This is a genomic window from Fulvivirga aurantia, from assembly GCF_009711475.1.
In the GTDB taxonomy this organism is placed as follows: Bacteria; Bacteroidota; Bacteroidia; order Cytophagales; family Cyclobacteriaceae; genus Fulvivirga; species Fulvivirga aurantia.
This window is the reverse complement of sequence record NZ_SMMD01000732.1, coordinates 1-6,798: the sequence shown is the minus strand read 5'-3', so window position 1 is coordinate 6,798 and position 6,798 is coordinate 1. Positions and strand designations below refer to the sequence as shown.

At 38.3% G+C, this 6,798-nt stretch carries 12 protein-coding genes; 3 read left to right on the top strand and 9 right to left on the bottom strand.

Annotated features, from left to right (window positions below):
* Positions 1–48 precede the first annotated feature (48 nt).
* Positions 49–666: a DUF6624 domain-containing protein gene (locus E1176_RS08585; RefSeq protein ID WP_155210200.1), complete on the bottom strand. Its 618-nt coding sequence runs from the start codon at positions 664–666 to the stop codon at positions 49–51.
* Between the two features lie 122 nt (positions 667–788).
* Between E1176_RS08585 and E1176_RS08580 the strand changes: the two genes are divergently transcribed.
* A complete protein-coding gene (locus tag E1176_RS08580) occupies positions 789–1,349 on the top strand; it encodes an acyl-CoA thioesterase (RefSeq protein WP_155210199.1) in 561 nt (186 codons plus the stop codon).
* 15 nt (positions 1,350–1,364) lie between these two features.
* On the opposite strand, the gene E1176_RS08575 is transcribed toward E1176_RS08580, so the two are convergent.
* The 5 genes from E1176_RS08575 to E1176_RS08555 are packed head-to-tail and all read right to left on the bottom strand — an operon-like array spanning position 1,365 to position 3,733.
* A complete protein-coding gene (locus E1176_RS08575; protein WP_155210198.1) occupies positions 1,365–1,691 on the bottom strand; it encodes a nucleotide pyrophosphohydrolase in 327 nt (108 codons plus the stop codon).
* Positions 1,688–2,140, bottom strand: a complete 453-nt coding sequence (dtd, locus tag E1176_RS08570; protein ID WP_155210197.1) for a D-aminoacyl-tRNA deacylase — start codon at positions 2,138–2,140, stop codon at positions 1,688–1,690. Before dtd ends, E1176_RS08575 begins: the two co-directional genes overlap by 4 nt.
* Positions 2,141–2,143: 3 nt before the next feature.
* Complete coding sequence (locus tag E1176_RS08565; RefSeq protein WP_155210196.1) at positions 2,144–2,797, bottom strand: oxidoreductase; 654 nt, start codon at positions 2,795–2,797, stop codon at positions 2,144–2,146.
* Positions 2,797–3,204 (bottom strand): YkvA family protein, encoded by a 408-nt coding sequence (locus tag E1176_RS08560; protein WP_155210195.1) that lies wholly within the window; start codon positions 3,202–3,204, stop codon positions 2,797–2,799. Before E1176_RS08560 ends, E1176_RS08565 begins: the two co-directional genes overlap by 1 nt.
* 7 nt (positions 3,205–3,211) lie before the next feature.
* Complete coding sequence (locus tag E1176_RS08555; protein ID WP_155210194.1) at positions 3,212–3,733, bottom strand: DUF7935 family protein; 522 nt, start codon at positions 3,731–3,733, stop codon at positions 3,212–3,214.
* Positions 3,734–3,894: 161 nt separating this feature from the next.
* Between E1176_RS08555 and E1176_RS08550 the strand changes: the two genes are divergently transcribed.
* A complete protein-coding gene (locus E1176_RS08550; protein ID WP_155210193.1) occupies positions 3,895–4,212 on the top strand; it encodes a HesB/IscA family protein in 318 nt (105 codons plus the stop codon).
* Here E1176_RS08550 and folB read toward each other — a convergent pair.
* Genes folB through E1176_RS08535 form a run of 3 tightly spaced genes read right to left on the bottom strand, consistent with a single transcriptional unit; the run spans position 4,209 to position 6,230 of the window.
* Positions 4,209–4,568, bottom strand: coding sequence for a dihydroneopterin aldolase (gene folB / locus E1176_RS08545; protein WP_155210192.1), 360 nt, complete (start codon positions 4,566–4,568; stop codon positions 4,209–4,211). The two genes, E1176_RS08550 and folB, sit on opposite strands and share 4 nt — an antisense overlap.
* Complete coding sequence (locus E1176_RS08540) at positions 4,568–5,284, bottom strand: DivIVA domain-containing protein (RefSeq protein ID WP_155210191.1); 717 nt, start codon at positions 5,282–5,284, stop codon at positions 4,568–4,570. Before E1176_RS08540 ends, folB begins: the two co-directional genes overlap by 1 nt.
* A gap of 22 nt (positions 5,285–5,306) precedes the next feature.
* Positions 5,307–6,230: a WD40 repeat domain-containing protein gene (locus tag E1176_RS08535; protein ID WP_155210190.1), complete on the bottom strand. Its 924-nt coding sequence runs from the start codon at positions 6,228–6,230 to the stop codon at positions 5,307–5,309.
* A 61-nt stretch (positions 6,231–6,291) separates the two neighbouring features.
* On the opposite strand from E1176_RS08535, the gene E1176_RS08530 reads away from it, so the two are divergent.
* A partial coding sequence (locus E1176_RS08530; RefSeq protein WP_155210189.1) for a 4'-phosphopantetheinyl transferase family protein occupies positions 6,292–6,798 on the top strand: 507 nt, incomplete at its 3' end.

Below are 6,798 nucleotides of genomic sequence, written 5' to 3'. Positions count from 1 at the left end.
TTTTTTTAGTATAAGTAAATATTTCAATGACTAATCCTGCGAATCGAACTATACTCCAAAACCCGCTGCGTATATTTCAACACTTTCATTTAAGCCTACTTCCAATCTTCTTTTGTTTACTCCCCGAAGATCTTCAATTGGCCAAACATATGCACTATCGTAAGATTCTCCTGTCTCTGATTTTATCACACGTTTGGAATAGATTTGAGTTCTATAGACCTGTTTTTCCCCTCGATTCATAAGCACTCGATCTTGAAACATAGCTGCACGATGCATGGCTAATTCGTTATTTTCTCCAGCTTCCAAAATTAAATCATAATGTTTTTCCATAGTTTCTTCTGAGCTATGCTGGAGTATCAAAAATGCAGCTCTTGACCCATCCTCTCCCACCAAGCTTCTTCCTGGAAATCCGTATTCGGAGATTATATCTTCAAGTATTTTCAAATTTTCACGGTCGATCTTAGCTTGCAACATCCAAATGCTATCACGCTTTCGCATGTCTTCAATATCCATTAATTGATGCCTATACTTTTGATCAAGCGCTTTCATTCTTTTCAAAACTTCTGATAGCTCTTGATTGATACCTTTTGTTGTCTTACTTTCTGATTGCTTTGTATCACAGCTAATCAACACGATTGTAATAATACAATAAATTATATTTTTCATGATATCTGAAGTAAAAAATCGAAGCTACTGAAATTTGGGGTTATACAAACTATTAGGGCTTACTTATTTAGGACCTTTTATGTCTATTAGTAAAATCTTCAAGGCTTTTACTATCTTCAACTATGCAAAACTTATCAGGAAGAAAAGTAGAGTACTCAAAAACCACAATTACTGAATTAATGATACCCTCTTATGCCAATTTTGGTGGCAAAATACATGGAGGTATTTTACTCTCTCTCATTGATAAGGTTGCTTATGCCTGTGCCAGTAAACATGCAGGCACATATTGCGTGACGGTATCGATAGATGTAGTAGATTTCTTACAACCCATAGAAGTAGGTGAACTAGTCTCTTTACATGCCTCGATTAATTTTGTGGGCAACACTTCACTAATAGTTGGTATAAAAGTTATAGCAGAAAACGTAAAAAACGGGAGTGTAAAACACACCAATACTTCTTACGTAACGATGGTTGCCAAAGATGATGACAACAAGCCTACGCAAGTACCACCCCTTATTTTAGAAAGCAAAACGGACGTAAGGCGATTTGTAGAAGCCATGAAAAGAAAAGAACTCAAGCAGTCTTTTAAAGAAAAAATGGATGAGACTAAGTCTACACTAGATCTCGATGAAGCAGTAGAAACGCTGGAAGATCAACGATGCGAGCTTAAATTAAGTGATTAACAGATTAGTAAATACTTATCTTAATTTATCGTTGTTTTTATGACGATCTTTATCTCTGGAAGTTTTCTTTTCGATATTTTTCTTCAATGCTTCAGTAAGGTCGACACCCGTTTGGTTAGCCAAACACATAAGCACCCATAGCACATCGGCAAATTCATCACCCAGGTCTTTGTCCTTATCACTCTCCTTCTCAGATTGCTCTCCATATCTTCTTGACATGATACGAGCAACCTCCCCCACCTCCTCTGTGAGGATTGCCATATTGGTGAGCTCATCAAAATATCGCACTCCGTGCTCCTTTATCCAGTCATCGACCAGTTGCTGTGCCTCCTTAATCGTCATTTCTTATCTTTTGTATCTACGATAATAGTGACAGGGCCATCGTTTTGTATCTCTACTTTCATATCAGCGCCAAATTCGCCTGTAGCCACGGGTTTACCAATTTCCAGCTCAAATTGCTCCACAAACTTTTCGTATAATGGCACGGCATAGTCAGGTTTTGCGGCTTTTATATATGAAGGTCGGTTGCCTTTTTTAGTACTGGCATGCAGTGTAAACTGGCTGATTACCAGTGCCTCTCCTTTTATGTCCAAAAGGCTTTTGTTCATAACACCCTCTTCATCATCGAAAATACGCATGTTTGCGATTTTTCTGGAAAGCCATTGAATGTCCTCAAATTCATCGGCACCTTCTATGCCTAACAACACATTGAGCCCCTGACCTATTTCACTCTTAATTTCACCGTTGATTTTTACTGAAGATTTCGAAACGCGCTGAATTACAGCTATCATACACTAGTATTTTTGAAGTTCTTTAGATTCATGCACGTGCTTGCCCTCTGCCTGAGATTGAGCCAACTGTTGCATGGCACGTGCTACTTTATCATATTTTATTGCTTTGTATTTTTTTAAAGGTCCCTGGAATAAGAAACCAAATACTTTAAAGAATACCTGAGCCACACCTTCCCCTACCCTGGTTTCTTCTCGACTACCTATAAGTAGAGAAGGGCGAAAAATGTGATAGGCTTGAAAATTAACCCCTGAAATGGCCTCTTCTACTTCACCTTTCACTTTATTGTAAAAAACAGATGATTGTTTATCTGCGCCAAGGGCTGAAATGAGCAAGTACTGCGAAGCCCCATTGTCTTTAGTGATTTTCGCTAGCTTAAGCGGATACTCATAATCAACCGCTCTAAATTTTTCTTTTGATCCGGCATTTTTCATGGTCGTGCCTAGGCAGCAAAACACATCGTCACCTTTCAAATCGGTTTTGTGATCATCCAAACTTTCAAGATCAGCAATCACATTCATGAGCTTCTTACTGGTATGTTGAAGCGGCCTTCTGCTTATCGCAATTACTTTTTGATATTTGGGGTCATCGAGTAAAAGCTGCAGTAGCTCTTCACCAATGAGACCAGTTGAACCTGCTATAATTGCTGTTTTTGACATTAGGTAACTTCTTTAGAGTTCTCCCAGAGGATATATTCATCTATTTCTTGCTGCAACTTACTATACACCCAAACTACGATCGAAAAATCATCGATAAAGCCTGTAATTGGAATAAAATCAGGCACCAGATCTACAGGAGTAACAAAATATACAACTGCTGCTACCAGTAATAGTACGTTAGTGGCTTTAATTTGCCTATATTCCCCTTTGGCGTAAGCAATAATCATCCTCCTGATAACACGGATTCTTTCTGCCAGTGAGCTATTTTTTATGTTTTGTACATTTACGTCTTTTAGCTTATCACCGGCCGCCTTTAGTAAATATTGCAACTGCTCTTTATTCTTTAAAATTCTCGAAGCCCGCTGTTTCGCATTCTTGAAAAACTTGTTCTCTCTTGCACTCTCCATATCTTCTCTAAAAAGTTTGTCTTATCTCCTGCTTTACTGCTTTTAAAGCATCCTGTATTGGGTCAGAGTCTTTTTCTATGGTTTTTTCGAAAATCAGTTTCGATAAATCCATATTAGACGAATCTTTAGGTAAAGATGATGCCGCATCGTTGATCATTACTATTAGATCTTCTTTGGCCGACTTTACCATATCCCAAGCCTCATCACTCATATAAACCTGCTGAGACACGTTATGGTTATATTCTTCTCTGATCTCGTTGAGCATGATTTGCTGAAACTCCCCTGCTGTATATTTACCATTATTCAATCTTACGATGAGATTGTTAGGGCTGATCCTTTCTAAAAACAGGCAAACTCTCTCATATGCGTGCAGCCTGTTTGGCAATACTGTCTCAATACTTTTACCTCTTACCTCTAAACTGTGCTTTTGCAGCTCTTTGTCTAAAAATGATTTCACAACCAAATACATGGCGTATAAAACAATTGCTGCTGGTAATATAAGTTTAGCAAATTCTATAGTAGCGTCCATCAATATCTCTTTTTGCGTTAAGGAGCTTTAAGTTAGGAAAGTCGTAGAAATAATTTAATACTCTGAGTTTTAGAATTTAAATTCACGCAATATTGTTTCATCGAGGACAAATGGAACACTAACTGTTCTGTGGTTGTTCAATAGACAAAAATAAAATCTGCATGAATTTACAGCCAGTAACACTCACTGACCGCGCGGCCAAAGAAGTAGAAAACATCATGAATAATAAGAATATACCCGAAGGCTACGGACTACGGGTTGGTATTAAAGGCAGTGGTGGTTGTGTGGGTTTCACCTACATGCTTGGTTTCGACAAAAAACAAGAAGGTGATATTGAGTATCAGGTAGGCACAACACCTATTTATATTGAGAAAAAACACACCATGTACCTCATTGGCCTTGAAGTTGATTTTTACGAAGGTTCTGATGCAAGAGGCTTCACCTTTGTAAAGGCAGGTGAAGAAAGTACAGTTTCTTAATCACGTTTCTTTTCAATCGTTACGCGTGCCTCCCGGCATGCTCCCTGTATCGGTGGATTAAGCTTAGCGAGACTTACTAATACAGACTGAACCAACGGCATTTCTTGTAATACTCTATTGGCTATTCGCATTACAACATTTTCTAGTAGCGAGGCAGCAATCTGCATCTCCTCTTTGATGATGGTATAAAGCTGCTCGTAATTAACAGCCTGCTCAAGGTCATCATCCTTGGCAGCATTTTCAAAGTCGGCAGTCACTTCGATGTCTACTTCAAAATGATTGCCTTTCTCTCTTTCCTCATCATAATATCCATGATAGGCCTTAAACTGAAGGCCATTAAGTGCTACTTTTTGCATTACTCGATATCATCAAAAAATGAAGTGCTTTCTTCATTTTTCTTCTGAGAAGGTTGGTTTTCATTTACTCGCGGAGACTCTTCGCTTATAGGGGGTGGCGCTGGTGTGTTGTGGCTTTCCACATCAAATCTCGTGGAAGTGTTTTGCTGTATGCTTTCTCTTTTAATACGCATCAGCTCATCCTCAACATCAAAAGACTTCATTTGCATCTTCACACGCTCCACTTTGTCCAATGCATCACTGGCAAAGCTCTTAATGTCAGACAGAAGATCAGCTTTAACGTTCTCTAACGTTCTATAAACCTGAGCCATAGAGCGTATTCTATCTTCCATGTCATCAAGCGTGTTGCGTGATTTCATTTCAGCTTCCTCGATGGTATCTTTGGCCTTTGATTTTGCATCATTCATGAGCGCTTCAGCCTTCATCTGAGTCTCCTTCATATGCAACTCAGCTGTTTTAGTAGCCTGATCGATCATGCTTGCACCAGTGTCTTCAGCTGTTTTAAGGGTTTTAAACAAGCTATTTTCAACCTCTCTAAGTTTTTCAACTTCTTTCTGTGAAGCCTCAAGCTTTATCTTTAACTCCTTATTTTCATCTATCAACTTCTCCCACTCCTGAGACAACGTCACTAAAAATGCATTTACCTCGTCTTTGTCGAGGCCTCTAAACGCTTTCTCAAAAGTTTTTTGCCGTATTTCTAAAGGCGTTATTTTCATATATCTTAAAGTATTAACCCAACTATACTTGTTTATTAAACTCTATATCCCAAATGGATATTGTGCGATCATCGCTGGCACTTACTAATAAATCTTTAAAGCCCGTCCAGAGCAGTTTATTCACTGAAGTACCATGTCCCGCATGTCTGGCTTTGTCTATGACCTTCAACAATCTAAAAGTCAAAGCATCCCAAACTTTTATGGATTTATCCATGCTACAAGTTACGAAATGTTTACCATCCGGACTAAAATCGATATTATTTATGGCATACATGTGGGCCACAATATCTTGTAATTGACTATATCCAGAGCCGACATCCCAAATCATAAGGTGCGCATCCCGCCCTGAAGATAACAGCAATTCATCGTCTGGTGAGTACCTTATGGTAAACACAGAATTGGTGTGATTGTCTATTTCCTTTTTTAAACTATAATCATCTAAATGATAGATACGGATCATATTATCGCTATAGCCTACTGCTAACTCATTATACTTCTTATTAATAGCGATGGCTCTTGCACTCTTTTGCCCATTTTCTAATTGATGGAGTACTTTGAGCTTTTTATAATCTATGATTGAAACATTGCCTGAGGTATCTCCCACATACAAATGATCTCCATAAGAGTTTATATCAAAGATGGCCGATTCGGTCATTTTCAATGAGCCCACTTCTTTCTTTGACTGCCAGTCTAGCAGATGAATGCCTTCATAATTATGACCAGCTACTAATAAATCATGATTGGCTAAATAATGAAGCGCATATACAGAATTAGGAAGTTTAGCAATCAACTGTCCGTTATCACCTGCCTCAATGTCCCAATAAACTACCATACCATCACCTGCTCCCGAGAAGAAAATATGATCCTTGTTTGATCTTTCGAGTGTATAAACGCAATCTTTGTGACCAGTAAGTGTTTTGAGCTTAGAAATGTTTATTTTGCTCATTAAAAGGGAGTTTTCGAGATAAAATTCTGGACAAAGAAGCAATATTATTAGCAGATATCAAATGCCCGTAAATAAAACAATAGAGGTAAGTAAAAGTCGATTTTTAGCCATTTGGCATGTTGAAGAATCTTTTGAAGAGTTGCTAAATGCTTTAAACCCAATTGCGGAAGATCGCGAGCTGTTACTTTCCTTTAAAAATAAAATTAAGCAGCTTGAGTGGCTATCCGGCAGACTCACAATCAAGCATCTGACGCATCTTTTAGGCATAGATTATCATGGACTCACCAAAGACAATCATGGTAAGCCATCACTAAGGGGTCATTTAGAATACGAAATCTCCTTAACACATTCTTACCCCTATGTGGCAGCCATCATTGACAAATCTAAACCCGTAGGCATAGACCTGGAGCAGCCTAGAGAAAAAGCATTAAAAATTGCCCCTAAGTTTCTCTCTGAGAAAGAGATAGCATTTGCTAAGCAGGATATTATGACTTTGAATATGCTGTGGTGTATAAAAGAAACATTATATAAGATTCACGGCAAAAATGGCCTTGTTTTTAAAGAAAAC

Coding starts and splice junctions, on each gene's coding strand:
- folB (WP_155210192.1), bottom strand. CDS start 4,568: ATGCAAAAAGTAGCACTTAATGGCCTTCAGTTTAAGGCCTATCATGGA.
- E1176_RS08565 (WP_155210196.1), bottom strand. CDS start 2,797: ATGTCAAAAACAGCAATTATAGCAGGTTCAACTGGTCTCATTGGTGAA.
- E1176_RS08550 (WP_155210193.1), top strand. CDS start 3,895: ATGAATTTACAGCCAGTAACACTCACTGACCGCGCGGCCAAAGAAGTA.
- E1176_RS08555 (WP_155210194.1), bottom strand. CDS start 3,733: ATGGACGCTACTATAGAATTTGCTAAACTTATATTACCAGCAGCAATT.
- E1176_RS08540 (WP_155210191.1), bottom strand. CDS start 5,284: ATGAAAATAACGCCTTTAGAAATACGGCAAAAAACTTTTGAGAAAGCG.
- E1176_RS08580 (WP_155210199.1), top strand. CDS start 789: ATGCAAAACTTATCAGGAAGAAAAGTAGAGTACTCAAAAACCACAATT.
- E1176_RS08585 (WP_155210200.1), bottom strand. CDS start 666: ATGAAAAATATAATTTATTGTATTATTACAATCGTGTTGATTAGCTGT.
- E1176_RS08575 (WP_155210198.1), bottom strand. CDS start 1,691: ATGACGATTAAGGAGGCACAGCAACTGGTCGATGACTGGATAAAGGAG.
- E1176_RS08535 (WP_155210190.1), bottom strand. CDS start 6,230: ATGAGCAAAATAAACATTTCTAAGCTCAAAACACTTACTGGTCACAAA.
- E1176_RS08560 (WP_155210195.1), bottom strand. CDS start 3,204: ATGGAGAGTGCAAGAGAGAACAAGTTTTTCAAGAATGCGAAACAGCGG.
- dtd (WP_155210197.1), bottom strand. CDS start 2,140: ATGATAGCTGTAATTCAGCGCGTTTCGAAATCTTCAGTAAAAATCAAC.